Origin of the sequence: Gordonia sp. NPDC062954, assembly GCF_044543825.1 — a bacterium.
Taxonomy (GTDB): domain Bacteria; phylum Actinomycetota; class Actinomycetes; order Mycobacteriales; family Mycobacteriaceae; genus Gordonia; species Gordonia tangerina.
The window spans coordinates 21461-45630 of record NZ_JBITWL010000030.1 but is presented as its reverse complement, the minus strand read 5'-3'; the positions used below and the strand labels follow the sequence as shown (position 1 = coordinate 45630).

At 66.2% G+C, this 24170-nt stretch carries 24 protein-coding genes; 17 read left to right on the top strand and 7 right to left on the bottom strand.

All coding sequences use genetic code 11. From position 1 onward, the window contains the following. The first annotated feature begins 15 nt into the window (after positions 1-15). Both ACIGKQ_RS22165 and ACIGKQ_RS22160 read left to right on the top strand, forming a co-directional pair. Positions 16-1164, top strand: coding sequence for an NAD(P)H-dependent flavin oxidoreductase (locus tag ACIGKQ_RS22165; RefSeq protein WP_396574950.1), 1149 nt, complete (start codon positions 16-18; stop codon positions 1162-1164). Positions 1165-1253: 89 nt separating this feature from the next. Beyond that, positions 1254-2072 (top strand): DUF1206 domain-containing protein, encoded by an 819-nt coding sequence (locus ACIGKQ_RS22160; protein WP_235726070.1) that lies wholly within the window; start codon positions 1254-1256, stop codon positions 2070-2072. Positions 2073-2162: 90 nt separating this feature from the next. Here the strand turns inward: ACIGKQ_RS22160 and ACIGKQ_RS22155 are convergent, their stop codons facing one another. The 3 genes from ACIGKQ_RS22155 to ACIGKQ_RS22145 are packed head-to-tail and all read right to left on the bottom strand — an operon-like array spanning position 2163 to position 6060. Next, positions 2163-3680, bottom strand: a complete 1518-nt coding sequence (locus ACIGKQ_RS22155; RefSeq protein ID WP_266059999.1) for a long-chain-fatty-acid--CoA ligase — start codon at positions 3678-3680, stop codon at positions 2163-2165. After that, positions 3677-4825: an acyl-CoA dehydrogenase family protein gene (locus ACIGKQ_RS22150; protein ID WP_235726072.1), complete on the bottom strand. Its 1149-nt coding sequence runs from the start codon at positions 4823-4825 to the stop codon at positions 3677-3679. Before ACIGKQ_RS22150 ends, ACIGKQ_RS22155 begins: the two co-directional genes overlap by 4 nt. 29 nt (positions 4826-4854) lie before the next feature. After that, positions 4855-6060, bottom strand: coding sequence for an acyl-CoA dehydrogenase family protein (locus tag ACIGKQ_RS22145; RefSeq protein ID WP_266060001.1), 1206 nt, complete (start codon positions 6058-6060; stop codon positions 4855-4857). A 127-nt stretch (positions 6061-6187) separates the two neighbouring features. Here ACIGKQ_RS22145 and ACIGKQ_RS22140 point away from each other — a divergent pair, with 127 nt between their 5' ends. The 12 genes from ACIGKQ_RS22140 (at position 6188) to ACIGKQ_RS22085 (ending at position 17984) form a co-directional block, all read left to right on the top strand. Then, positions 6188-6376: a ferredoxin gene (locus tag ACIGKQ_RS22140; protein WP_266060003.1), complete on the top strand. Its 189-nt coding sequence runs from the start codon at positions 6188-6190 to the stop codon at positions 6374-6376. A 96-nt stretch (positions 6377-6472) separates the two neighbouring features. Then, entirely contained in the window at positions 6473-7363 is an 891-nt protein-coding gene (locus ACIGKQ_RS22135) for a 3-oxoacyl-ACP reductase (protein WP_266060004.1), read from the top strand. Positions 7364-7478: 115 nt separating this feature from the next. Further along, positions 7479-8219 carry an ABC transporter permease gene (locus tag ACIGKQ_RS22130; RefSeq protein ID WP_268900602.1) on the top strand — a complete coding sequence of 247 codons (741 nt, stop codon included), beginning with the start codon at positions 7479-7481 and terminating at the stop codon, positions 8217-8219. A 3-nt stretch (positions 8220-8222) separates the two neighbouring features. Further along, positions 8223-9074, top strand: coding sequence for an ABC transporter permease (locus ACIGKQ_RS22125; RefSeq protein ID WP_266060005.1), 852 nt, complete (start codon positions 8223-8225; stop codon positions 9072-9074). Between the two features lie 12 nt (positions 9075-9086). After that, a complete protein-coding gene (locus ACIGKQ_RS22120; RefSeq protein WP_266060006.1) occupies positions 9087-10265 on the top strand; it encodes an MCE family protein in 1179 nt (392 codons plus the stop codon). Beyond that, a complete protein-coding gene (locus ACIGKQ_RS22115) occupies positions 10258-11316 on the top strand; it encodes an MCE family protein (protein ID WP_266060007.1) in 1059 nt (352 codons plus the stop codon). The genes ACIGKQ_RS22120 and ACIGKQ_RS22115 overlap by 8 nt, the downstream gene beginning before the upstream one ends. Next, a complete protein-coding gene (locus ACIGKQ_RS22110; protein ID WP_266060008.1) occupies positions 11313-12539 on the top strand; it encodes an MCE family protein in 1227 nt (408 codons plus the stop codon). The genes ACIGKQ_RS22115 and ACIGKQ_RS22110 overlap by 4 nt, the downstream gene beginning before the upstream one ends. Positions 12540-12543: 4 nt before the next feature. After that, positions 12544-13797, top strand: a complete 1254-nt coding sequence (locus ACIGKQ_RS22105) for an MCE family protein (RefSeq protein WP_396574949.1) — start codon at positions 12544-12546, stop codon at positions 13795-13797. Continuing rightward, positions 13794-15068, top strand: coding sequence for an MlaD family protein (locus ACIGKQ_RS22100; protein ID WP_396574948.1), 1275 nt, complete (start codon positions 13794-13796; stop codon positions 15066-15068). Before ACIGKQ_RS22105 ends, ACIGKQ_RS22100 begins: the two co-directional genes overlap by 4 nt. After that, on the top strand, positions 15068-16492 hold the full coding sequence (locus tag ACIGKQ_RS22095; protein ID WP_396574947.1) for an MCE family protein: 1425 nt from the start codon (positions 15068-15070) through the stop codon (positions 16490-16492). The genes ACIGKQ_RS22100 and ACIGKQ_RS22095 overlap by 1 nt, the downstream gene beginning before the upstream one ends. A 209-nt stretch (positions 16493-16701) precedes the next feature. Next, the gene (locus tag ACIGKQ_RS22090; RefSeq protein WP_287016891.1) at positions 16702-17388 is read left to right on the top strand and encodes a hypothetical protein; all 687 of its coding nucleotides are present in this window, start codon (positions 16702-16704) and stop codon (positions 17386-17388) included. Next, positions 17388-17984, top strand: coding sequence for a hypothetical protein (locus ACIGKQ_RS22085; protein ID WP_287016890.1), 597 nt, complete (start codon positions 17388-17390; stop codon positions 17982-17984). The genes ACIGKQ_RS22090 and ACIGKQ_RS22085 overlap by 1 nt, the downstream gene beginning before the upstream one ends. A gap of 385 nt (positions 17985-18369) precedes the next feature. Here the strand turns inward: ACIGKQ_RS22085 and ACIGKQ_RS22080 are convergent, their stop codons facing one another. The 3 genes from ACIGKQ_RS22080 to ACIGKQ_RS22070 form a co-directional block, all read right to left on the bottom strand. After that, the gene (locus tag ACIGKQ_RS22080) at positions 18370-19872 is read right to left on the bottom strand and encodes an aldehyde dehydrogenase (RefSeq protein ID WP_287016889.1); all 1503 of its coding nucleotides are present in this window, start codon (positions 19870-19872) and stop codon (positions 18370-18372) included. 91 nt (positions 19873-19963) lie between these two features. Beyond that, positions 19964-20584 (bottom strand): LON peptidase substrate-binding domain-containing protein, encoded by a 621-nt coding sequence (locus ACIGKQ_RS22075; protein WP_287016915.1) that lies wholly within the window; start codon positions 20582-20584, stop codon positions 19964-19966. 69 nt (positions 20585-20653) lie between these two features. Next, on the bottom strand, positions 20654-20962 hold the full coding sequence (locus ACIGKQ_RS22070; protein ID WP_235726087.1) for an antibiotic biosynthesis monooxygenase: 309 nt from the start codon (positions 20960-20962) through the stop codon (positions 20654-20656). A gap of 17 nt (positions 20963-20979) precedes the next feature. Here ACIGKQ_RS22070 and ACIGKQ_RS22065 point away from each other — a divergent pair, with 17 nt between their 5' ends. Together ACIGKQ_RS22065 and ACIGKQ_RS22060 are read left to right on the top strand one after the other, a co-directional pair. Beyond that, positions 20980-21411 (top strand): DUF427 domain-containing protein, encoded by a 432-nt coding sequence (locus tag ACIGKQ_RS22065; RefSeq protein ID WP_328714634.1) that lies wholly within the window; start codon positions 20980-20982, stop codon positions 21409-21411. Between the two features lie 41 nt (positions 21412-21452). Further along, the gene (locus ACIGKQ_RS22060) at positions 21453-22289 is read left to right on the top strand and encodes an alpha/beta fold hydrolase (protein ID WP_396574957.1); all 837 of its coding nucleotides are present in this window, start codon (positions 21453-21455) and stop codon (positions 22287-22289) included. 244 nt (positions 22290-22533) lie between these two features. Here ACIGKQ_RS22060 and ACIGKQ_RS22055 read toward each other — a convergent pair whose 3' ends face one another. After that, positions 22534-23430 (bottom strand): A/G-specific adenine glycosylase, encoded by an 897-nt coding sequence (locus tag ACIGKQ_RS22055; protein ID WP_235724157.1) that lies wholly within the window; start codon positions 23428-23430, stop codon positions 22534-22536. Between ACIGKQ_RS22055 and ACIGKQ_RS22050 the strand changes: the two genes are divergently transcribed. Next, positions 23429-24073, top strand: coding sequence for a carbonic anhydrase (locus ACIGKQ_RS22050; protein WP_235724156.1), 645 nt, complete (start codon positions 23429-23431; stop codon positions 24071-24073). The genes ACIGKQ_RS22055 and ACIGKQ_RS22050 overlap by 2 nt on opposite strands. Positions 24074-24170: the final 97 nt, after the last annotated feature.

Below are 24170 nucleotides of genomic sequence, written 5' to 3'. Positions count from 1 at the left end.
CGGAGATGAGCTGAGATGCGTACCGAACTCGCCGACCGTTTCGGCATCGACTACCCCATATTCGGATTCACCCCGAGCCAGCATGTGGCCGCCGCGATCAGTCGCGCCGGTGGCATGGGAGTGCTGGGTTGTGTGCGCTTCAACGAGGCCGACGAACTCGACGAGGTCCTCGAGTGGATGCACGAGAACACCGACGGAAAACCCTTCGGTGTGGACATCGTGATGCCCGCGAAAATTCCCACCGAGGGCAGCCAGGTGGACCTGGACTCGATGATCCCGCCCGAGCACAAGGCGTTCGTGGAACGCACCCTCGATGACCTCGGTGTGCCACCGCTGCCCAACGGCGAACGGGTCAACGCCGGTGTGCTCGGCTGGCTACATTCCGTCGCGCGATCCCACGTGGACGTCGCGATGGAGCACACGCGAAAGTACGGGCAGATCAAGCTGATCGCCAACGCCCTGGGGTCCCCGCCGGAAGACGTCATCGCGACATCCCATGACAACGGCCTGCTCGTCGCGGCGCTCGCGGGGGCGAAGGAACACGCGCTGCACCATGTGGAGGCCGGGGTCGACATCGTGATCGCCCAGGGCTATGAAGGCGGTGGCCACACAGGCGAGGTCACCTCGATGATTCTCTGGCCCGAACTCGTTGACGCGTTGGGTGACGCGGCGCCGGTGCTGGCTGCCGGCGGTGTCGGTAGTGGCCGGCAGATCGCCGCGGCGATCGCGTTGGGCGCGCAAGGCGTGTGGATGGGCACCTACTGGCTGACCGCCGCCGAATACAAGCTCGGCATGGCCCCGGACGCTGACGGGCCGTCGACGGTGCAGAAGGCGCTGCTGAAGGCGACGTCGCGGGATACCGTGCGTCGCCGCATCTACTCCGGCAAACCCGCCAGGTTGCTGAAGACGAAGTGGACAGACGCCTGGGACGCCGACGGCGCGCCGGACGCGCTGCCCATGCCCTTGCAGAATCTGCTCGTCAGCGAGGCGCACGCGCGGATCTCGGCCGCCGACGATCCGGAGGTGGTGGCGATGCCGGCCGGTCAGATCGTGGGACGTTGCAACGAGATCACCCCGGTCGCCGCACTCATCGAGGATCTGGTTACCGAGTATGAGCAGGCGGTGGCGCGAATGAACACGACGTTGTCGACGCCGGTGAGCTGAACGTCCGTTTCGTCCGTGGGTGGATCGGCTATCTGTAGCGTTGTGCAACCGAAGGCCGATAAGCCTCACCCCGAGCGAAACGGACACCGATGACCCACCATCAGGCCAAGCAGACCGTCGACCGCGTCACCGACAGCCCGTGGTTCGAGCGGGCAGCGCGCGCCGGTTACCTCGTGACCGGTCTGCTTCACCTGCTCATCGCCTACATCGTGATGCGCATCGCCTTCGGTGGAGGCGGCAGCGCCGACCAATCTGGGGCGTTGGCGGTCTTCGCAGGTGAGCCCGGCGGGCAGGTGGTGCTCTGGGTGGCTGCGGTGGCCTTTGCCGCGCTGGCATTGTGGCGACTGGCCGAGGCGATCCTCGGTGGCAAGGCCAACGACCCGGATTCGTCGGACGGCGGTCTGAGCGAGTGGTTCGACCGCGGAAAGGCGCTGGCGCTGTTCGTCCTGTACCTGGGCCTGGCATGGTCGGCGATCAACTTCGCGACGGGCGGCGGGCAGTCCAGTGGGCAGCAAAATGCGGGCATGAGCGCGCGACTGATGCAGCACACCGGCGGCAAGGTGGTCCTGGTGATCGTCGGCCTGATTGTCATCGGCGTGGGCGCATACTTCATCTACAAGGGAGTCACCAAGAACTTCCTCGACGATCTCCGTCGTGGTGGTGGAACCGCGGTGACGACGACGGGGGTCATCGGGTACACGGCCAAGGGGGCGGTGATCGCCGGCGCGGGAATACTGGTGATCGTCGCAGCACTCCGGGCCGATCCGTCGAAGGCTGCCGGCATCGATGCGGCGATCAAGACCCTGGCGGGCCTGCCCGCGGGCCAGATCCTGTTGATCCTCGCCGCCGTTGGCCTGGCCGCGTACGGGGTGTATTGCTTCGTCATGTCGCGTTGGGCCCGGATGTGATGGTCACGCTGTATCCGGCTGCAGGTTCAGCGAGCAGCGGCGGCAATCATTGCGGTGCCGACACTGTGGCGCCGCAGAGATTTCGTCGTCCTACGGCGAGGCGTCAGCGGTGACCGCGTACCTCCCGCCATGTCGAACCCAGGTGGGCGGGCCGGCTGATTCCCGGAGTTGACGTTTGACCGTCTTGAAGGTGGCCGTGTCCGGTAGTTCGCGGGTCAGGCGCACGCGGTGCGGCCACTGTTTGGGTCCGAGATCGCTCTGGCGGCTCAGGAAGTCGGTGAATTCGTCGGCGTCGAGGCTCCGGTCGACCACCAGCACCGCCTCGATCTCGTCGCCGATCTCCACCGCCACGCCGTATACCGCTACCTGACGAACCATCGGATGCCTCAGTAGGATTCGTTCGATCGGTCCGGTGCCCAGGTTCTCGCCGTCGACGCGCAGCCAGTCGCCGAGCCGCCCGGCGAAGTGTAGGTAGCCGGCTTCATCGACCCAGGCGAGGTCTCCGGTGTGATAGACGCCGCCGCGCATCCGGTCGGCGGATGCGTCCGGATCGTTGTAATAGCCGCTGAACAGGCCTGGGCCCGAGGAATTCACGATCTCACCGACCTCGCCGACGGGTACCGGATCGCCGGATTCTGGGTCGACGACGGCAGTCGGCGCCCGCAGCGGACCCAACGCGTCCGGGGGAGTGTCGGGCGTGCGGGTGATGGCGACTCCACCCTCGGTGGAGCCGAATCCGTCGACGACCCGACATCCGAATCGGTCGGCGAAGCAGGCGCGGTCGGCTGCTGATGCCTCGTTGCCGTACATGATGCGAAGCGTGTTGTCGGCGTCGTCGGATCGTTCGTCGGTGGCGAGAATGTAATTGAGCGGCTTGCCGACATAGTTCGCGAAGGTGACGCCATATCGTCGGACATCGCGCAGGAAACCACTGGCGGAGAAGCGATTGCGCAGCGCGATCGACGCGCCACCGGCGAGGGCCACCGACCAGCCGGCGATGACCGCGTTCGAATGGAACATCGGCATCGACAGATAGATGACATCGTCTCGGCCGATGTCGAAACGGTCGGCGAGCATTCGGCCACTCTCGGCGAACTTCCGCTGGGTGCACCGAACGGCCTTTGGATCGCCGGTTGTCCCGGATGTGAAGATGAGCATCATCATGTCGTCGGGTGCGGGGGTCTCGACGTCGCCTGGGTCAACCCGGCGGTTGGCCTCTCCGCCGAACCGGCGGTGCGGGTCGTCGATGACCGGGATCCCCACGTCGACGCCGTCGAGGAGGTGGCGGCTTGCGCTGTCGGTCACCACGATCTGGCAGTCGGCACGAGCGATGTCGGCGGCCAGGGACTCGCCGCGGCGAGTCGTGTTGAGACCTACCAGTACGAAGGAACCCAGCGCGGCGGCGCCGAGGAGAACACTGAACTCGGGGGTGTTCTCCATCAATACCCCGACGTGCGGGGGTGCGTCGTGCGGCAACAACTCGCGCACCGCAGTTCCCCACGACCGTGATGCGGCGACATGGTCTCGCCAGGACATGAACCCGTCGTCGTGGTGCAGGCCGCGGTCGTCGACGTCGTCGACCGCGTGGAGCAGGTCGGCGAGGGTCACGCCGGGGTGGCGGCCAGGTCGGCGCCGATCGCGGCAAGCACCACCGGTGCCGAACCGAGGGTGAACTCGTTCTGCTTGGCGCGTAGGAAGTACCGATGTACCGGATGGCTGGTATCCAGGCCGACGCCGCCATGCACGTGCACGGTGGTGTGCGCGATCCGATGTCCGGCTTCGGCGGCCCAGAACTTGGCGGTCGAGATGGCGGTGCGCAGATCGGTCTCGCTGCCGGTGGGGGCGTCGGAATGGAAGTTGGCGAGCATCCACGCCGCCTGGATGGTGGTCAGCGACAACCCTTGGGCATCGATGTAGCCGTCGGCGAGCCGCTGGGCGACTGCCTGGAACGAGCCGATCGCGCGACCGAATTGTTCGCGTTCCCGGGCGTATTCGGCGGTGAGTTCCAGGGCGCGGGAGATGATGCCGGACTGTTCGGCGCAGACGGCCAAGGTCAGGCGTTCGGCGACATCACGTACGGCGGCCACCCCACCCTCGAGTACCCATGCGGTGTCGACGACTGCTTCGGTGAAGTCGACCTGACCGGTGGGGATCTTGCCGGTGGACGACTCGGCGCGGACGGTGACACCGGCTGTCTCGCGGGGCACAAGCACCGCCAGCGGTCCGTCGGGCCCGGCCGCGTTGACCACGAAGACGTGCGCGGCCTCGGCGTAGGGCACGTTGATCTTGGTGCCGGTGATCGTGATGCGTGCGTCGTCGACCACCGCGGTGGCCGTGGGTGCGGCCACGTCGACGCCGAGATCCTCCTCGAAGGCAACCGTGAGGATCTGTTCGCCACCGGCTGCCGGGCCGATCACCGAATCACGCAGCGCCCGAGAGCCGCGGTTGGCAGCCACCGGTAGGGCGGCGCAGGCGTGCGCGGCAAAAGGCACCTGCGCGATCGCGCGGCCGAGTTCCTCGGCGACGACGGTGTTCTCGATGGCGCTCAGGTCGCCGCCGCGTTCGCCCGCCAGCGAGGATGCGACCTCGAGGCCGAGCAACCCGGCCGCGCCGAGCTCGCGCCAGAGCTCGGCGTCGACCGGGGCGCCGGATTCCTCCAGCGTGGCGACCCGTTCGGGGGTGCTGATCGTGGTGACGATGTCGCGAGTGAGTCCGCGGACGTCGTCGGCGGTCTCGGGGTAGGTGAAGTCCATGGTGGGGGCCTTCTTTCGGGAGGGTGAGTTCAGCGCCGAGCGGCGGGGAGGCCCAGGGCGAGCATCCCGATGATGTCGCGCTGGATCTCGTTGGTGCCGCCGCCGAAGGTGAGGATGAGCGAGGTGCGCTGGAAGCGTTCGAGGCGGCCGTTGAGGTGAGCGCCCGCGGACCCCTGACGCAGGGTGGCCGCGGGCCCGACCACCTCCATCAGCAGTCGATAGGCCTCGGTGGCGAACTCGGTGCCGAACACCTTGGTCGCCGACGCGTCGGCGGGACTCGGCGACCCGCCGGAGGCGGCGATGGAGGCGATCTTCCAGTTGATGAGCTTGAGGAACTCCACCTTGGCGTGCACCCGCGCGAGGTTGGTCTGCACCCACGGCGAGTCGATCACGCGCTGACCGTCGCCGGTCTTGGTGTGCTGAGCCCACTCGATGGTCTCGCGTAGCGCGGTCTGGATCGGTGCGGCGCTACACAACGCGACACGTTCGTGGTTGAGCTGGTTGGTCACGAGCGGCCAGCCGCCGCCCTCGTCGCCGACGCGGGCGCTCGTGGGCACCCGCACGTCCTGGTAGTACGTGGCGCTGGTGTCCACGCCCGACATCGTGTGCACCGGCGTGTAGCTGAACCCCTCGGCGGTGGTGGGGACGATGATCATCGAGATCCCCTTGTGTTTCTTTCCGCCGGGCTCCAGGGTGGCGGGATCGGTGCGGCAGGCCAGCCAGATGTAGTCGGCGTAGGGGACCAGACTCGTCCACATCTTCTGTCCGTTGATGACGTAGTCATCACCATCACGGATCGCCGTCGTACGCAGCGCGGCGAGGTCAGTGCCCGCGCCTGGCTCCGAATAGCCGATGGAGAAGTGCAGCTGACCTGCGGCGATCTTCGGCAGGAAGAATGCCTTCTGCTCCTCGGTGCCGTAGTGCATGATGGTCGGCGCCACCGAGTTGATGGTCAGGAAGGGCACCGGCGCACCAGCGATCGCGGCCTCGTCGGTGAAGATCAGTTGATCCATCATCGAGCGGTTCTGCCCGCCGTACTCGGTGGGCCATCCCAGCGCGAGCCAGCCGTCGGCGCCCATCTGGGCGACCACGTCGCGATAGGCGTCGCCCTCACCGAGTTCACCGCCGTCGCCCCCGCTGAGCGCGGCGCGGCGTTCGTCGGTCATCAATCCGGCAAAATATGACCGGAGCTCCCGGCGGAGGTCGGCCTGTTGATCGGTGTAGGCGATACGCATCGGGGTCTCCGTGTCATAGTGGACAGCCGTGTGGCGGCGGGCACATGCTCGCCAACTTCTGAAACACGTTCTAACCTGTAGATCACAACCCGTCAACCAGACGAAGAGTCGGGAGAAGGAGTTCAGTATGCGAATCAAGGCAGATTTCGACCTGTGTGAGTCCAACGCCGTGTGTGTGGGTATGGCGCCGGACGTCTTCGATCTCGATGACAACGACTACCTGGTGATTCTCAAGGAAGAAGTCACGCCCGAGCGTGAGGAGGAGATGCGCCAGGTGGTGGCCAGCTGCCCCAAGTCCGCACTGTCGCTCGAATGAGTTCGGCTGGGCAATTCTGACCAACCGGTTCCGGTTGCCACGCGTTCGTGCTAGAACAGGTTCTAGTTTAAGAAACCTTTGGGGAAAGGGTGAGGCGTGAGCCGGTCGTTGGACGGACGTGTGGCGGTGGTGACGGGTGCCGGTGGCGGACTCGGGCGCGCGGAGGCCATCGGCCTCGCCGCCGAGGGGGCGACGGTGATCGTCAACGATCTCGCCGCGTCGCTGGACGCCAGCGACGTGATCGACGTGATCGGCTCTGCCGGTGGACGCGCGGTTCCGGTGACCGGTGACATCGCCGACTCGGCGACCGCCACCGAGATCATGCGCACCGCCACCGGTGACCTCGGCGGTCTCGACATCGTCATGAGCAACGCGGGCATCACTCGCGACAAGATGCTCTTCAACATGACCGACGACGAGTGGGACCTGGTGATCCGGGTGCACCTGCGGGGGCATTTCCTGCTCAACCGCAACGCCGCAAGCCACTGGCGCAGCGCCTCCAAGGCGTCCGGTGCGCCGGTCTACGGTCGGCTGATCAACACCGCATCCGAGGCCGGTCTGCTCGGCCCGGGCGGGCAGGCGAACTACGCCGCCGCCAAGTCCGGCATCATCGCGCTGACCGTCTCCGCCTCGCGGGCATTGGCCCGCTACGGGGTCACGGCCAACGCCATCTGCCCGCGCGCCCGGACGTCGATGACGTCGGATGTGTTCGGCGACGCCCCGGCCGACGGGGTCGACCCACTCGGACCCGAGCACGTCGTCACCTTGGTGAAATATCTGGCCGGGCCCGACGCCGCCAACATCAGCGGGCAGGTCTTCGTCGTCTATGGCGGCAAGGTGATGTTGATGGCCGCCCCGACGGTCGAGGAGACCTTCAGCGCGGTCGGTGATGCGTGGGATGACGCCGACCTGACCAAGACTCTGACCAGCTACTTTTCCGGTCGAGACGCGGCACGGTCGTTCTCGGCGAGTGAACTGGTCGACTGACCAATTATCTCGCGCAGTGCGTGATAGGTTCGCGGTGTTCGACGGGGCGGGCACTTTCGGCGGGTAGCAACCCGGGGGGATAGGAGTGTTGGTGTTCGAGAAGCTCGCGACGCCCATGGCAGGCGTTGGAGACTTCGTCGCGCTGGGGGTGGAATCGTCTCGGGAGCTGCTACGGCGTCCGTTCCAGTGGCGTGAGACGGTCGAGCAGTCCTGGGCCATCGCGCGGGTCTCGATGGTGCCGACGCTGCTGGTCGCCATCCCGTTCACGGTGCTCGTCAGCTTCACCCTGAACATTCTCCTGCGCGAGATCGGCGCCCAGGACTTGTCGGGGGCAGGTGCCGCCTTGGGCACCATCACCCAGATCGGACCGATCGTCACCGTGCTCATCGTCGCCGGTGCCGGTGCCACCGCGATCTGCGCCGACCTCGGCGCGCGCACGATCCGTGAAGAGATCGACGCGATGAAGGTGCTCGGCATCAACCCGATCCACCGACTCGTCGTCCCGCGCATCATCGCCTCGACCGGCGTCGCGATCCTGCTCAACAGTCTGGTCTGCACCATCGGCATCGGCGGCGGGTTCATGTTCTCGGTGTTCCTGCAGGATGTGAACCCGGGTGCGTTCATCGCGAACCTGACGTTGCTCACGGGCTTCGGTGAACTGATGATCTCGATGGTGAAGGCCGCGCTGTTCGGTCTGTTCGCCGGGATGGTCGGCTGCTATCAGGGCCTCAACGTCAAAGGCGGCGCCAAGGGGGTGGGCGACGCGGTCAACGAGACCGTCGTTTATTCGTTCATGGCGCTGTTCGTGGTGAACGTGGTGGTCACCGCGGTCGGTCTCAAGGCGACGGCGGGCTGAGCGATGGTTCTTCCGTTCACCACCCGCCTGCGCAGTGCCCGCGTTGCGGTCAAACGCGCCGGCGAGGACTGGGACCAGATCGGCGATCAGGCACTGTTCTACTGGGACAGCATCATCGCGATCCCGCGCGCGCTCAAGCAGTACAAGAAGGAGACATTGCGGCTGATTGCCGAGATCTCCATGGGCACCGGCGCGCTGGCGATGATCGGCGGCACCGTGGTGGTGGTCGGCTTCTTGACGCTGTTCACCGGCGGCACCATCGCCGTGCAGGGCTACAGTTCGCTGGCCAACATCGGCGTCGAGGCGCTCACCGGCTTCTTCTCCGCGTTCATCAACGTCCGCATCGCGGTGCCGGTGATCGCTGGTATCGCCCTGGCCGCCACCATCGGCGCCGGCGCGACCGCGCAGCTCGGCGCGATGCGGGTCAGTGAAGAGATCGACGCGCTCGAGACGATGGCGATCTCGTCCATCCCATACCTGGTCAGCACCCGGATCGTGGCGGGGCTGATCGCGATCATCCCGTTGTACTCATTGGCCTCGCTGGCGTCGTTTCTGGCCAGCCGGTTCGCGACGGTGTTCCTCTACGGTCAGTCGCCCGGCGTCTACGACCACTACTTCAACACCTTTCTGATCCCGTCGGACATCCTGTGGTCGTTCGTGCAGGCCATCTGCATGGCGGTCGCGGTGATGCTCATCCACACCTATTACGGCTACAACGCGTCGGGCGGCCCGGTGGGTGTGGGTGTGGCGGTCGGCAACGCCGTGCGCGCCTCGCTGGTCGTGGTCGTGGTGATCACCCTGCTCACCTCGCTCGCCATCTACGGCGTCGACGGCAAGTTCAACCTGGCGGGATAGGGCCGAACAGACATGGCACGACGACAAGAACGCAGCAGAGGTGTTCGGCGTACCGCCGCGGTCATCATGGTCGGCGGACTCGTCGCGATCATCGCGGCCGCGTCGGGACAGTTCCTCGGCTGGTTCGGTTCCACGCAGACGGTGACGGTGCAGGCGCCGCGGGCCGGACTGGTGATGAGCCCCGACGCCAAGGTGCGGCTGCGTGGGGTGCCGGTCGGCCGCGTGGACTCGATCGACACCGGCGGGGACGAGGCAGTCCTGACGTTGAGCATCGACTCCGACCAGATGGCGCAGATCCCCGGCAATGTTGGTGCCGACATCAAGTCCAACACGGTGTTCGGTGCCAAGGCGGTCAATCTGGTGGTGCCGGAGTCGGGGCCGAGTGGTCGGCTCCAACCCGATCAGACCATCACCGCCGACCACGTCGTGGTGGAACTCAACACCGTGTACCAACAGCTGGTGAACGTGCTCGCCGAGCTGCAGCCGGAGAAGCTCAACTCCGTTGTCGGTGCGGTCAACACCGCATTGGCCGGGCACGGCGACGAGGTGGGGGCGGCGCTCGAGCAGCTGTCGAACCTGCTGGCCAAGACCAACAAAGAGCTACCCGAACTCAACGAGCTGATCCGGCAGACCGCGGCCACCACCAATGTGTACGCCGACGCGATGCCCGACCTGATGCGCACCGTCGACAACGTGACCTACCTGGGCAACACCCTGGTCGCCAACTCCGCCAATCTCGATGCACTGCTCATCAACGCGACCGGGATGGCCGACACCATCAACGGCGAACTCGCGCCGTCGAAGCAGACGCTGATCTCCGCACTCACCAACCTGGACCCGGTGTCGCAACTGTTGGGCTATCAGTCACCGGGTGTCGAGTGTTTTCTGACCACGTCGGCGGTGTCGGCGGACCTGGCCAAGCCCTACTTCGGCGGCAAGAACGGCAACCTGTTGCTGTACGCCGGTCTGTTGCCCGGCAAGGAGCCCTACACCTACCCGGAGAGTCTGCCCCGCGTCGATGCGGCGGGTCCGCCGACGTGTGCGGGCGGCTTGAGCGACCCGACCACCAAGGTGCACTCCGACTTCTATGTGACCGACAACGCGCCGGTGCCGTATCAGCCCCGGACCAAACCGAAAGCCAACCGCGAGAAATTGTTCCAACTGCTGTTCGGGGAGCCAGGGCGTGGATAATCGTGCGCGCGCGTTTCGCGCGACCGTCATCAAGCTTGGTGCGTTCGCCATCGTCATGGTCCTGGTGTTTGTCGGGCTCGTGGTGGTCTTCAGCAACTATCGGTCCGGCAAGTCCGACGACTACCGGGCAGTGTTCACCAGTGCCTCGGCGATGAAATCCGGCAGCAAGGTCAAGATCGCCGGGGTGGAGGTCGGCCAGGTGTCGGGGGTGTCACTGACCCGCGACAACGATGCCGAGGTGGAGTTCTCGGTGGACCGCGAGTACCGACTCCCGTCGTCGGTGCGCGCGCTGATCCGCTACGAGAACCTCACCGGCGACCGGTATCTGGAGCTCGAACAGGGCAGTGGGGCCGCCGGTGAGTACCTGTCGCCCGGTGAACAGATCCCGGTCGATCAGACCGAGCCGGCGTTGGATCTCGACAAACTCCTCGGCGGTTTCAAACCGTTGTTCCGCACCCTCGATCCCGATGAGGTCAACGAGTTGTCGGCCTCGATCGTGGCGGTGTTCCAGGGGCAAGGCCCGGCGTTGAACAAGTTGCTGGCCGACACCGCGTCGTTCACCGGCGCGCTCGCCGACCGCGACCAATTGATCGATCAGGTCATCGACAACCTCAACACCACCCTGAGCACCCTCGACGGTGACCGGACCGGCCTCGACAGCAGTATCGATCAACTGCAGCAGTTGGCCTCGGGGCTCGCCGAACAGCGCGGGGTCATCGGGAACTCGCTGACCCAGACGTCGAAGGTGACCAACGGTCTGGCCGACCTGCTGCAGACCACCCGGCCCGACCTCCAGCAGATGGTCGCCAACACCGGCAGCACATCGCAGGAACTGCTCAACGCCGAACCGTATCTGCGGTCGCTGATCCCACGGTTGCCCAACGACTACAAGATGCTGTCCAACCTGGGCTCCTACGGCGCCTGGTTGCAAATCTACTTCTGCCGAATCCGGTTGCTGCTCACCGGTCCCGGCGGCAAACAGTACTTCTTCACGTCCAACGACGTGATGGGGGACACGACCAAGGCAGGCGGGAGGTGCGCGGCGCAATGACCGGACCGTTCGGCAGGCTCTTCAGCAGCCAGCGCAGCGAGTCGACGGAGGCCGAGGTCTCCCGCGAGGCCAAACGTGGCGGACGCAGCCGCGCCGGTATCGGCGTCATCGGCGTGGTGGTGACCACTCTCGTCGTGGTGGTCGCGATGCAGATGGACAACCTGCCCTATCTCCGCCCGATCAGTTCCTACACCGCCTATTTCGACGACGCCGGCGGCCTGGTCACCGGTGACATCGTGACGGTCGCGGGCGTCAACGTGGGCACCGTGCAGAACATCGAACTCGCTCCGACCGACGACGGCACCAAGGCGGCGGTGACGTTCCGGCTGAACGACACCGTGGTCCTGGGCACCGAGACGCAGGCGGCCATCAAGACCGAGACGGTGCTCGGTCGGCGGAATCTGACCATCCTGCCGCACGGTACCGGCCGGATCGAACCCGGTGGAGAAATCCCGAACGGCAACACCGTCGCACCCTATTCGCTCACCGATGCCCTCGACGACGCCACCACCACGCTGTCGGAGACCGACACCGACCAACTCAACGAGGCGCTGACCACAGTGTCGGCGGCGTTCGCCGAGACCCCCGACCAGGTGCAGGACGCGGTCGACGGAGTGGGGCGGTTGTCGAAGGCGATCGCCGACCGCGATAACACCCTGCGCGAACTGCTCGCCAAGGCCAATGGCGTGACCAAGATCCTCGGCGACCGCAACCAACAGATCAACTCGCTTCTGGTGGATACGAATTCATTGCTCGGCGAGCTACAGATGCGTCGTGCGGCGATCGCCGAACTGATCACCGGCGCCCGCGACGTGTCCGCGCAGATCAGCGGATTCATCGCCGACAACAACGAACAGCTGACGCCCACGCTGGAGAAACTCGACGGTGTGCTCGACATCCTGAACGACAACGAGCAGAGCCTGCGCGAGACCATCGACCGGATCGGACCGTACGCGAACGCGCTGGGTGAAGCCGTCGCCAACGGCCCGAACTTCGACTCTCTGGTAGGTGTGTCAACCTTCGGCGACTACACCGCAACCTTCCTCAAGGTGCTGCAACAGAAGTACCCGGAGGCGGCGAAGGCGTTCAGCTACAGCGGATTCCCGCTGCTGCCGAACGCCTGGAGCGAAGCGCCACCGGCCGGCAGTCGGCCAGAATCGCCCAAGCCCCCGCCCGCGACCTATCCGACACCACCGCCGACGAGTTCGAGATCAGGAGGCTAGCGCGATGACCAAACGTGTCCTCCAGGTTGTCGCCGGCGTCGTGCTCATCGCGCTCGTCGCGGTCGCCGCCTACCTCGGCTTCACCAAGGCGACGACGAAGTCGGTGACCGCCTACTTCCCATCGGCCACCGGCCTCTACAACGGAGATCCGGTGCGGGTGCTCGGCGTCGACGTCGGCAGCGTCACCTCCATCACACCCCGCGAAGGCGATGTGCGGGTGCAGATGTCGATTGACCATGACACCCCGATCCCGGCGGACGCCAAGGCGGTCGTGGTGGCTCAGAGCCTGGTCTCCGGACGTTTCATCCAGCTGACCCCGGTGTACTCCGAGGGCCCCCAGCTCAACGACGGCGACGCCATCCCGATGAAACGCACCGCCGTCCCGATGGAGTGGGACGACGTGAAAAAGCAACTCGGTGAGCTGACCGAGGCGGTCGGTCCGCAGGGAGCCGAACCGGGCACCGCCGCCACCGCCATCGACGTGTTCGAACAGAATCTCAACGGCAACGGCGCCGCGATCAACCAGTCGATCACCGAATTGTCGGACGTGATGGACACTCTCGCCGCCGGACGCGGAGACCTGTTCGCGACCATCCGCAGTCTGCAGAAACTCACCGATGCGCTGTCGGACAGCCACGAACAGCTCGTGCAGTTCAACGGGCGCATCGCCTCGGTCAGTGATGTGTTGGCCGACAACACCGATGCGCTCGACGGTGCGCTGCACAACCTCGACTCGGCGATGACCGACATCCAGGGCTTCATCGCGCAGAACAAGGATGCGTTGACGACGTCGGTGTCCGATCTCGCCCAGACGACCTCGATCCTGGCCGACAAGGACGAGCAGCTGCGCGGCCTGCTGCATTCAGCACCCAACCAGCTCGCCAACTTCTACAACATCTACAACCCGCTGACCGGGGCGCTCTCGGGTGTGTTCGGCCTCGGCATGGGCCACAACCTCATCACGCTGCTGTGCGGCACCATGGACGCCAACAACCGGCCGGGCCAGAGTCAGGCCGACGTCGAACATTGCGTGGATGTGCTCGCGCCGATGCTGTCGACCATCGCCGTGGCCTACCCACCGTTCATGACCAACCCGGTCACCGGCATCAACGCCACGCCCGATCAGATCACCTACCAGAACGAGAGTGTGAAAGCACGCGCCCAGGCCGGGGTGCGGGCACAGGACGCCCAGACGCGACGAGACAACGGCGGCGGTGCCCTCGGTGACCTCCTCGTCCCGTGGGGAGCCGAGGGATGACCGGGTCGATGATGCGGCAGGTGCGCCTGCTGGTGGTGTTCGCCACGGTGATCGTGGCCGCCACCGCGTGCGGATTCTCCGGGCTCAACAGCCTGCCGGTACCGGGCGCGCAGGGAACGGGCAACGGCGCCTACCAGATCAGCGCGGTGCTGCCCAACGCCGCCGGGCTGGTGAGCAACGCGCCGGTGATGATCGACGACGTCACCGTCGGCTCTGTCGGTGACATCGAGGTGCGGGATTGGAATGCCGAGCTCGACATCCGTCTCGACAAAGGTGTGCGGATACCCCAGGGTTCACATGTGATGGTCGGGATGACCAGCGTCCTGGGTTCGACCCACCTGCAGATCGTCGAACCCGACTCTTATGACGGGTACATGGCGCCGGGGGACCAGATCCCGCTGCCGGCCTGCCCGGAGTCACCGAACATCGCGGCGCCGACGACCGCCCCGCCGGAGCCCGACATCAACTCCGCACAGCAGGTGCCAGGGTGTTCCTATCCGACCACCGAGCAGGTGCTGAGCTCGCTGTCGGTGGTGCTCAACGGTGGTGGGCTCTCGCAGTTCGGCGACGTCGTGCACGAGATGGATGCCATCTTCGGTGGTCGGCAGGAGCAGATCCGCGCCCTCGTGCCGCGGCTGAATGTGCTCGTCGCCGACCTGAATCGGCAGCGAGGCAACATCATCCGGGCGATGGAAGGCCTCGACCGGATGACCGCCGCGATCAACGAACAGACCCCGACGGTGGAGAAGGCGCTTGCGGATGCCCCGGCGATCCTGTCGCTGCTCAATGATCAGCGACAGCAGTTCGTCACCGCACTCGATTCGCTGGGCCGGCTGTCGAAGACCACCAACGACGTGCTCGACGCCAACTCCGACGACATCGAGACCATCGTCGCGAATCTGGACCGGGTGCTCGAGCAGACGGCCGCCGCAGGCCCGGCACTGCCCGGGTCGTTGAAGATCCTGCTGACCTTCCCGTTCCTGGAGGAAGCCATCCCCACGATCGTCAAGGGCGACTACGTGAACTCGGATCTGGTGCTGGACCTGACCTTCGAGAGGCTCAACAACACGATCTTCCGGTCGGTCGGCGCCGTCGGACCCGAGGCCGTCGCCGGCACACCCGCCGGTGCCGCCAAGCGCGGGCTGGACCCGTTCACCTCACCGCTGACCCCGGGCGGGGAGCGACGTCCGGACTCTGACGAGCCCGTTCCCGCGCCGGCCGCCACGCCCAGCGCAACGACACCCCAGCGTGGTTCGGGAGGTGGCAACTGATGAAGATCACGCGGTTCGTCCGCATCCAGCTGATCATCTTCGCGGTCGTCACCGTGGTGGCGATGGTCGCGATGGCGATCTACTACGTACGGATTCCGTCGATGGTCGGCATCGGGCGCTATCAGGTGGAACTCAACCTGCCCAGCACCGGTGGCCTCTATCAGAACGCGAATGTCAGCTACCGCGGCGTCAACGTGGGCAAGGTGGAGTCGGTGCGGCTCACCGAGAACGGCGTGCAGGCGACACTGTCGATCGACAGTGACACCAAGGTCCCGGCGTCGTCGCAGGCATCGGTGCGCAGTGTGTCGGCCGTCGGCGAGCAGTACGTGGAGTTCACGCCGCGTGACGACGGACCGAGTGGAAACCTTCACGACGGGTCTATTCTCACCAGCGACGATGTGCCGGTGGAGATCTCGTCGGTACTCGATCAGGCCAATGCGCTGCTCGACAAGGTCGGGGACACCAAACTGCGCGCACTGATGGACGAGGCGTTCACCGCCTTCAACGGCACGGCCGAGGATCTGCGACGGCTGCTCGACTCGATGATCCTGCTGGTCGACGACGCGGACAAGAACTCCGATGTGACCATCGACCTGGTCCGGCAGGCGGGCCCACTGTTGGCGACGCAGTCGGCGACCGCAGACGACATCCGCTCGTGGACCGCCCATGTCACCGCCGTCACCGATCAGCTGCGCGCCAACAACCCGGAGATCACCGATCTGCTCGAGAAGGGGCCGACGACGGCGTCGCAAACCGAGCAGCTGTTCGCCTCGATGGATCAGACGCTCCCGCTGCTGATCTCGAATCTGGGTGTGGCGTCGAAGACCCTGGCGGTGTATCTGCCCAACCTCCAGCAGATCCTCGTCATCTATCCGCGGCTCATCGACGCCCTGCTCACCTCGCTCAACGCCGGTGATCCGCGATACGGCCCGAGCGTGATGTTCTCACTCGGCTTCCAGGATCCGCCGCCGTGCACGGTCGGCTTCCTGCCGCGCTCGGACTGGCGATTCCCGTCCGCGCAGACGGCGCGGGAGCTCCCGCCGGGCATGCTGTGCCGGGTGCCGCAGGACGCGCAGGTGGCGGTGCGCGGCGCGCGCAACTATCCGTGTGTGGAGTTCCCCGGGCGACGGGCACCGACCCCGGAGGAGTGTCGGACCGGCTACAAGCCGGAAGCCGGCACGAATGATGCCTTCCCGAACGGATTGCCCGGTGTTCGGCTGCCCAACGAACCGGCCGGTTACACCACGCCGGGGACACCGGCCGACCACGAGCCCGGGCCGGCCGTCTACGCCACCAGTTACGATCCCGAGACAGGAGATTTCATCGGACCGGACGGAAAGACCTACAACGCCGGTACCGGACAGAATTCGCAAGGACAAGACAGCACATGGCAGAGCCTGATAACGAAGACCGTCGAGGGCTGACCCCGCCGGCCGGGCAGACCGGGCCGGTGCGTCGCGCACCGCTGCGGCGGCCCCGGCGGCCGGGCGCCCGAGAGACGAAACCCGACGTCGGCGGCGAGAGCCCACCCCCGTCTCCCGATGAGCGCGAAAGTGACCCTCTGGTGCCTGAGGAGCGAGCTGGCGAGCGTCACGAAGGGCCGGCTGGCGAGGAGCGCGAAAGTGGCCCTTTGGTGGCTGAGGAGCGAGCTGGCGAGCGTCACGAAGGGCCGGCCAACGAATTCACTGACCGCGGCGCCGGTGACATCGAGGCCGACCCGACCGAGGTCGAACAGCGTCTCGGCTATCGGGCACGGCGCAAACGGCGACGCTCGGCCACCCGCCCGGCAGCGCCGAGCACGATCGACAGCGTGCGCTATCGCGGTGCCCGGCGTTCGCGTGGCTGGATTGTCGGTGGCGCGGTGGGTGTGGTGGTCCTCGTGGCGAGTGTGGTCGCAGCGGTGGTGTTTGCCGTCGGCATCGGCCGGATCACCGACGAACAGGAACTGCGCCAGGAGTACTCGACGTTCGCCCAACAGATGGTGGTGAATCTGACGTCGCTCAACGCCGACAACGTCGACGACGCGATGGCGACGTTGGAGGACAAGACCAGTGGCCGCGCGCATCAGCAGATGCAGGACTCGATGAAGCAGGCGGTGAGCCTGGTGCGGGATCAGAATCTCGACACCAAGTCCACCGTGATCTCCGACGCCGTGACACTGGCGACCGCCGACGAGGGCACCGTCATCCTGGTGTACGGCTGGCAGATGAAGCCGGAGAAACCCGACGAGCAGACCATCGTGCAGACCTTCCGCTGGCGCGTGCAGATCACGCGGATCAACGATGAACTGAAGATGACGAATTTCGAGTGGGTGACCTGATGCAGCTCACCACACGTAGATTGCTCGTGGCGGCCGCCGTCGTGGTCACCGTCGCATGTGTCTGTGTCGCAGGCTTTCTGGGTTATCGCTACAACGAATTGCGGCTCTCCGAGCAGGCGCGTGATTCCTCCTTGGCGGCCGCGAAGGGATATGCGACGACCATGTTCGGCTACACCCCCGATAACGTCGAAGAGCATGTCGCGCAGTCGAAACAGGTGCTCACCGGAGCAGCCAAACCGACGTACGAAGACCTGGTGACCAAGAACAACCTGGTGTCGGAGGTGCAGAAGCAGTTGGTCGTGTCCGAGGTGACGATCCAAGACGCCGGGGTGGTGACCAACACCGCCGACACGTCGCAGGTGCTGATCTTCATGAACCAGTCGGTGACGCGCGGCGGAAAAGAACTCGTGCGAGTCGATCCCAGCCGTCTGACCTTCGACTTGGTCGAACAGGACGGCCGATGGATGATCACCGGGATCGACGTGATCACCGACGATTCGTTCCGCAGCCGGATCGAGCAGACCGACACGCCACCGCCGGGTGCGGTCCCGTTGCCGGCCCCGAGTGCGCCTGCATCGCCGACGCCGGCGGGCTGACCTTTCGTGTATGACGTGGTTCTCGCGACCACCGGTGGCCGAGTAGGCCGACGCGCTAGCCGAGGTCGTATCGAGGTCACCTGACGTGGTCTCGATACGCGACTCACTCCGTTCGCCGCTACTCGACCATCGGGTTGTGTGTTCGTGGTTTTCTGGTGGTCGAGTAGGCCGACGCGCTAGCCGAGGTCGTATCGAGGTCACGTGACGTGGTCTCGATACGCGACTCACTCCGTTCGCCGCTACTCGACCACCGGCTGTTGCGTTCGCTGCTACTCGACCATAAGGGGTGCGTTCGCCGCTACTCGACCACCGGGGTTCCGCAGCACAACACAGAACCGGGGTCGACGGCCTTGTGGCCGCCGACCCCGGTATCCCCTGTGAGAGATCAGGCTTGCGAGGTGTAACCCATCGGCATGAGGATGGACTTGTGTTCCAGGTAGGACTCGAGGCCTTCGCGGCCGTTCTCCCGGCCGATCCCGGAGTTCTTGTAGCCGCCGAACGGTGACGCGGGATCGATGGCATACCAGTTGATCCCAAGCGTTCCGGTGCGGATCTGCTTGGCCACCTGCACGCCACGCTCCACATCCGCTGTCCAGATCGAACCGGCCAGACCGTAGTCGGAGTCGTTGGCGATGGCGATCGCCTCGTCGACGTCGTCGTAGGCGATCACACTGATGACCGGGCCGAAGATCTCCTCACGTGCGATCGTCATGTCGTTGGTGACACCGGTGAAGATTGTCGGAGTCACATAGAAGCCGTTCTCCAGGCCCGCTGGGCGGGTGCCCTCGAGAACAGCGGTCGCGCCTTCGGCTTTGCCGGTGGCGACGTAGCCCTCCACCTTGTCGCGTTGCTTTTCGGTGATGATCGGGCCGAGCATCGTGCCCTCGGCGGTCGGAAGGCCCGGCGTGAACGTCTTGGCGGTGTCCACCATGGCGGCGACGATCTCGTCGTGCCGTGACCGCGGCACCAGCACCCGGGTCTGGGCGACGCATGCCTGCCCGGCGTTGATCAGGCCGGCGGAGAACACCAGCATGTGAATGTTGGCCGCGAGATCGACATCGTCGAGGACGATGGCCGCCGACTTACCGCCGAGTTCCAGCGAACAACGCTTGAGGTTCTCGCCGCAGCGCGCGGCGATGGCGCGACCGGCGGCCGTCGACCCGGTGAAGGTGATCTTGTCGACGTCGGGATGCTCGACGAGGGCCTTTCCGGTCTCCGGTCCGCCCGGCACCACCGATATCACTCCTTCGGGTACACCGGCTTCGACGAAGAGCTGCGCCAGCAGGTTCGCGTTGAGCGGGGTCTCCGGAGCCGGTTTCAACACGATCGAGCACCCCGCCGCCAGCGCCGGGCCGAACTTGTTGCACAGCAGGAACAGCGGCACGTTCCACGCGATGATGGCGCCGACGACACCGACCGGCTCGCGCGTCACCAGGGTCTCGCCGAACAGGCCGGTGCGTGTCTCCTCCCACGGGAAATCGGTTGCGGCGCCTGCGTAACCCTGTAGCACGCCGGTCGCCGGTAATTGTTGCAGGGTCGCGACGTCGGTGGGAGTGGCACCCATTTCCGCCGAGACCAGATTCGTGATGTCGCCGGTCCGCTCGTTGATCAGGTCGGCGGCGCGACTGAGCACGGCCGCGCGTTCGGCGGGTGCAGTGGCGCTCCAGACACCCGAGTCGAAGGCGGCACGCGCACGGGTGACCGCGGTGTCGACGTCGGTCTCGTCGGCGAGCGGAACCGAGCCGACACGTTCGCCGGTGGCGGGCGAGAACACCTCGAGCGTCTCGGTCGAATGCGGGTCGACCCACTGGCCACCGATGAACAGTTGCGGCTGGTCGCCGGCGCCGACAAGGGCGGATGCCGGACGGGACTCGACGGTCTCGGTCATAGATGTGCTCCTGAGTCGGGTGTGAACTACTCCACACCTGATACTAGAACACGTTCTAACTTTGTGGCCAGGGGCGTCCCAAGCGCATCGGTCACCGACCGAAGCGGATCATCGCGGTCAACCCCTCGACGACGTCGTCGAGCACCGCGAGTTGCGCCGTGACGGTGTCGCATTCGAGCAATCGCTGTCGGTCCGCCGGGCCGATCGGCAACCGCAGTGTCCAGGCGAACAACCCGTGCTCGACGACGTCGTCGACGTCGAAGTGCGGCAGCCCCGCCGCGGCCGCCTCCGGCCGTGTCTGCGCGACCTCGGTGACGAAGTCGGTCAGTCGGTCGCGCAGGTCGATGATGCGCGGATGATCGTCGGCGGTGATGGCGGCATCGGGCAGCGGTTCGGTGACGGCTCGTGGATAAGGGTCGTCGGGCAGCCATTCGGTCACCCGGAACCGCCCGGCTCCGGTGCAGGTCAGCGATGCCTGGCCATCGGCCTGCCGCAGCACATTGTCGATGCGCGCATACGTGCCGACCTCGTGGCGCACGTCGCCGCCACCCACCTCATGGCCGCGCGCGATCAACACCACACCGAAGAACCCGGCACCGTCGGACCGCTCAGCGCGACCCAGGCAGTCCGAGAGCATCTGCCGGTACCGTGGCTCGAAGATCCTCAGCGGCAACGGTTCACCGGGGATCAGCGCGGTGCCCAGCGGGAACATCGGTGTCACCGGCGGGCCCTCCGGCGTCACAGGGCGGCCGTCATCGGTGTGCGAGGTTCGACGCCACCGTCAGGTCGACGGTTTGGCGTCGAGCACGACCTCGAACTCGAGCAGGTCGGCCCCGCTGGCGACGGGCTTGGCGCGCTCGCCGGAGTGTGCCTCGCGGGCGGGACCGGACGCCCACGCCTGAAAGTCCTCCTCGGTCTCCCAGTGCGTGACCACGAAGTAGCGGTCGTCGCCCTTGACCGGACGCAGCAGCTGGAATCCCAGGAAGCCCTTCGATCCGTCGACCGAATGAGCCCGATTGGCGAATCGCTTCTCGAGTTCGGGGCCGGCGCCTTCGGGGACCGAGATCGCGTTGATCTTCACAACAGACATGGCCACACCCTACTGGCATGCTGGAGGACGTCATCAGCAGTTCGTATCGGAGGCGGAGGTTCGTGATGGCGCGGGAGCGATTGACGCCGGGTCCGGAGCATCCCATCACCGTGGCGCGCGCGGATGGGCGGGTCGTGGTGCGCGCGGGTGACGCGGTGGTCGCCGACAGCGTGACCGCGCTGATCCTGCGGGAGGCGCACTACCCGCCGGTGGTCTACCTCCCCTTGTCCGACGTGGATTCATCGATGCTGCGTGAGAGTGCGACCACCACCTACTGCCCGTTCAAGGGGGAGGCGAACTACTACGACCTCGTCGTCGACGGCGGTGTGTTGCCAGATGCGCTCTGGGTGTACCGCGATCCCTACGACGCGGTCGCCACCATCGGCGGTCACGTCGCGTTCTACCCGGATCGGGTGCAGATCGAGACCGGCGTCGCGCGGGTCGGCTAGTTCGTCGCTGCCATACCCTGGAGTTCGTGACGACCGAGTACGTGGCGGGAACGGTGAGCAGGTCGGGCGATGCAGCGCCGGCAGTCCGGGAGACCGGGTTGCGTGATCATGGCGGGCCGGTCGACGTCGACGGACACGATGTTCGTGGAGTCGGTCCGATCGTGTTGCTGCACGGACTGATGGGGCGCGGACGGACCTGGCGTCGACAGATTCCGTGGCTACGTCGCCACGGCCGCGTCTTCACCTTCGACGCGGCCTTCCACACCGGCGCCGACGTCGCCGCACCCGACGATGTCGCCGAACTGAGTACCGAACGCTTTGTGGCCGACCTCGCCGAGATCCTCGTGTGGATCGATCAGGGACCTGCGGTGCTCGTCGGCCATTCCATGGGCGGGCTGCACGCCTGGTGCACGGCGGCGGCGTATCCGGAGATGGTGTCGGCGTTGGTCATCGAAGATATGGCGCCGGATTTCCGTGGCCACACGACGCGGGACTGGACACCGTGGTTCGACTCCTGGCCGGAGCGATTTGGCTCTGTCGAGCAGGCCCAGCAGATGTTCGGTGAGGTAGCGGGGCGCTATTTTTTCGAGGCTTTCGACGACGGCCGGCTGCACGGCGATCTGCAGATCTGGACCGAGCTCGCCGAGGAGTGGGGCCGGCGCGACTTCTGGTCGCAGTGGCGGGCGGTCGACGTACCCAGTCTGCTCATCGAAGCCGGCAATTCGGTGACCCCGCCCGGGCAGATGCGCACCATGCGTTCGCTGCAGCAGTATGCCGACCATCTGTGCGTGGTGGGTGCGGGACATCTTGTGCACGACGACGCCCCGGACGTCTACCAGGGTGCGGTCGAGGCGTTCTTGTCGGCGTTGCCGAGGTGAGTGTTCTGGCGGCGGGTGCTGTGGTCTCGATACGCTGACTCGCCTAGCGGCTCGTCGGCTACTCGACCACCGGAGGGCGCGGGTCGTCGGCTACTCCCTGGATCGAGTAGCGAGATCGACCACCGGAGAGGTGGCTCCAATCGCTGGTCGATCTCGATACGCGACTCACTCCGTTCGCTGCTACTCGATCCAGGGAGTAGTTGCAAGCTGCTAGGCGAGCGACGTATCGAGACCATTCACACCTTCAGCCCGCTTCTCCCGCAAGGCAATACCGGCCATCGTCGGTGAGCTCGACCAGACCGTCGACGAGCAGTGAGTCCAGCGCGCGGTCGCGCTGCGCGGTGTCCGACGTCCACACCTGGTCGAGTCGTGGGCGTTCGACCGGATGGGCGGTGCCCCGCAAGACGTCGAGCAACAGTCCACGCACCTGGCGATCGGTGCCGGCGAACTTCTGCACCTTGCGTTTCGGTCCGGTGTGAGCCGGGCGACCGAGGCGGACCCAGGTGCAGTCGGTGAGCGGGCACTCGTCGCAGCGAGGTGTGCGTGCCGTGCACACCAGCGCACCGAGTTCCATCAGCGCCGCGGAGAACCGGGGCGCGGTGTCGGCGGGGGAGCCGTCTGCTGCGCGGGGCAGCAGAGCGTCGGCGTCGGCGAGATCGGCTCGGGCGGGGTTGCCCGGGTGTTCGCGGCCGTGCACCGCGCGGGCGATGACCCGTCGGACGTTGGTGTCCACCACCGGAACCGGTTGCCCGTAGGCGAAACAGGCGATCGCTCGAGCCGTGTAGTCGCCGATACCCGGCAACTGCAACATCGCGGCCACGTCGTCGGGCACGCGGTCGTGGTGATCGCGGGCCAGCACCGTGGCGCATTCGTGCAGACGCAGCGCCCGCCGAGGGTAGCCGAGCTTGCCCCAGGCGCGCAGCACCTCGCCCGGGGAGGCGGCGGCCATCGCCGACGGCACCGGCCAGCGCGTCACCCATTCCCGCCACGGTCCGATCACCCGGGAGACCGGGGTCTGCTGCAGCATGATCTCGCTGATCAGGATCTGCCATCCCGATAGTCCCGGCTCTCGCCAGGGCAGGTCGCGTTCGTGGAGGTCGAACCAGCCCAGCAGCGCGGGCGGTGGCACACTATTCGACATGAGCCAACTGACGCCTACCGAAGCCTGGAAGATCCTGCAAGAGGGGAACGATCGGTTCGTCGCCGGGGAGTCTCAACATCCCAAACAGGGTATCGAGGACCGCGAACGTCTCACGTCGGGGCAGCACCCGCACGTCGTCCTCTTCGGGTGCTCGGATTCACGGTTGTCTGCCGAGATCATCTTCGATCAGGGCCTCGGCGACATGTTCGTGGTCCGTACCGCGGGCCAGGTTCTCGATTCGGCCGTCATCGGTTCGCTGGAGTTCGCCGCCGCCGTCCTCGAGGTCCCGCTGATCGCGGTGCTCGGGCATGACAGTTGCGGAGCGGTGAAGGCAACTCTGAACGCGTTGGACAACCTGGAGATCCCCGGCGGCTACATCCGGGACGTCGTGGAGAAGGTGAGCCCCAGCATTCTGGCCGGCCGCAGCGAGGGACTGACCCGTGTCGACGAATTCGAGGCACGCCACGTGCTGGAGACCGGTCAGCAGCTGATGGAGCGTAGCCGGATCATCGCCGATCGTGTCGAGGACGGTCGGCTGGCGATCATCGGGTTGACCTACGAGCTCGGCGAGGGGCGTGCGCAGGTTCGCGGCGTGCTCGGTCAACTCGACGGAGTCGAGACGGTCGACGTCGCGCACGGCTGAGGTCACCGGGCGGGGCTGAACCCCAACTTTAGACTTTCCGCCGGTCAGGCCCGGTTTGCGCGACACGCCGAGCCGGGTCGGACGGTGGTTTCTCGCC